The 2,311-nt window shown below is 64.5% G+C and carries 2 protein-coding genes; both read right to left on the bottom strand.

The annotated features are described in order from the left end of the window. Positions 1-228: 228 nt before the first annotated feature. Positions 229-627, bottom strand: coding sequence for a DUF4145 domain-containing protein (locus E1165_RS29325; protein ID WP_165945357.1), 399 nt, complete (start codon positions 625-627; stop codon positions 229-231). Between the two features lie 1,065 nt (positions 628-1,692). After that, entirely contained in the window at positions 1,693-2,061 is a 369-nt protein-coding gene (locus E1165_RS28490; RefSeq protein WP_132394776.1) for a VOC family protein, read from the bottom strand. Between the last annotated feature and the right edge of the window lie 250 nt (positions 2,062-2,311).

Genomic DNA, 2,311 nt, shown 5'->3' with positions numbered 1-2,311 from the left:
ACCACCGCCGCCGACGGCAACGACGCCTCGGCAAGCTCACCCCGATAAAGTTTGAGACAATCAACAGGCCCGCACACGCGGCCTGAACCACTCAACCCCGCGAGTCAACCAAACCCGGGGCAGTCCCGCCCGTACGTGCGTCAAGGTCCGCTTGACGTGGCGGACCGGGCGGCGGCCCGCTCCCCAGACGGGCGGGTCGGCGGCAGACGGGATGGCGAAGCGTGGCGGCTATGGCGAGTTGGTGGCGCGACTGTTGCGGCGTTCGATGCCGTCTAGGGCCTGTTGCGGGAGCGTCTGAAAGAGTGCGTCAACATGCTTGGGGCGGGAGATCATCTGCTCAACAACGAGGTTGATCAGACCGAACAAGGAAGCTGCGATCTCGGGTAATTCGTCAAAATCGATCTGGCCTGGATGGACCGCATTGTTACCCACAACCCTCACAACGTCCATTGCTCGCTGAACGCGGGGGTCCAGGCCCTGTGCAACCAGCTTTCCGATCTTGGTGTCAAGCTTCTCGCTGCCCGGAACGAGTCCATCGACCAGCATCTGGAGCGCAAGCCGCAAGAGAGCAGCCGCACTACGAGGCGATCGCTCGGCAACGGACCGCGCCTCCTCGTAGACCGCCAAAACGTCCAGTGGAGTGTCTGGACTAGGCGGCAGTCCTTCGAGAGGCAGCGGATACACCATTTGCGGCCTACCGTGCCAATCCGCCCAGACTGTGTACTGGTCGCATCGAACACAAGTTCGGGCCGTCCAGCCAGAAATAGCAAAAATGCCGCCGCTGGGCCGCCGGAGCATCACGTCCGATATCCGCTGATGCGCAAAAGATCCACATTGCGAATGTGGGCAGTTGAAAGCGTCTAGCTTCGGGTCAGGTGCGACATGGCCAGCTCTGCTGGTAGCAGCTTCCACATCTTCCGCCATCGCGTGCCTCTCAAGGACTATGCCGTCTCCAACCGAAGCAGCCTAGCGACTCAGCCGCGATCGTGCGCGTGCTCTCAAGCCCACAGCGGCGTGCCCGGCGCGTGCCCGATACAGCGGTCAACACGGGCCAACGGTGGGCTTCTCCGGCCTCCGCCCCTCACGGTTTCTCGCCTCGCAACGAACGGCGCTGCTGCTCAGGGTTCGGAACATCGCGGCCATGGAGTCGATGCAAGGCACCTTCCAAGCTGACGGTTCGTAGAAGCCCGGAGGGTCCGCCGCAAGTCCGCAAAGTGCCCTGTCACCATCAGGCAGTGGAGGTCTACTTGCTCCTCGTGCCGGTGCCAGCCGATGCGTGCGAACCCATACACGTACTGATTGCTGCGGAGCGCGCGACGCATGCCGCGCGAGCAGCTCGGGAGGCCGGGGTACGCCGAGTTCGTTGGCAAGACGCCCTTCCAGCACGCGCCGCCAACGATCGGGCTGTCGCGCTGGCCGAACCTGGCGTGATCTTTTGGTGCCCCTGGGGCGAGGAGCCACGTGTCTGGCGGCGCGTTCCGCCCGGCACCCCCATCCGATCATCACTGGAAAGCGGGTGACCAACTGGGTGACGATCGGGACGGACGCCAGTGGACGAGCGGGGACACTGATGGACGGTTCCAGCAGTTCAAAGCCCACAACGCGGCAGGCCAGAGCCCTGTGTTGGTTGCCTGGGGGTCAAGGAATCCTGGGGTGCCGGGGCGCGGTGGGTAGCATTGGTCTGTTGGCCACTCAGCTTCTCGCCAGGCAGAAGGGGTGTCCAGCCGGGTCGACAAAGACGCGCCATCGGTCACCGCCCGGCTGAATCTCAGGCTTGGTCGCGCCCAGCCTCAGGACCAGGGCCTCGGCCTCATCGAGGTCGTCGACGGCGAAGTCAAGGTGGAGCTGCTGCGGCACGCGTTGGTCAGGCCAGCTCGGCGCTTGGTAGTCGTCGACCCGTTGCAGGCCGATGAAGAGTCCGCCTTCGCCGATCAGTCCGACGAAGTCGTCGCCGGACTTGGCGTCGATATCGAGTCCAGTGGCCTGCTGGTAGAAGGCGGCCAGGGCCCTCGGATCCGGGCAGTCGAGTGTTATTGCCGTGAGCTTCAGTCGTGGGGGCATCGGCAACTCCGCCTTGACAGTGAGGGGACGTCTCGGGTCCGAAGCTGTGACCGCAGCAGCCTAGCTGTGGTCGCCGCGCATAGCGGGGAACTGGTTGACGGCATAGCCGGTGCGGGGCACACGGGGGGGTGTCCCTATGGGTTTGGTCAAGCCCCGGAGGGTGTCGACGTTAACCGGTGGGTGAGGTCGTCGAGGCAGGCGGTGAGGTCGGCGGTGGTGGACATTTCGTAGTGGGTGCTGGTGACGGTGC

The sequence above is a fragment of the Micromonospora sp. KC723 genome, assembly GCF_004348595.1.
Classification (GTDB): Bacteria; Actinomycetota; Actinomycetes; order Mycobacteriales; family Micromonosporaceae; genus Micromonospora.
This window is presented reverse-complemented; position numbering and strand designations above follow the sequence as displayed.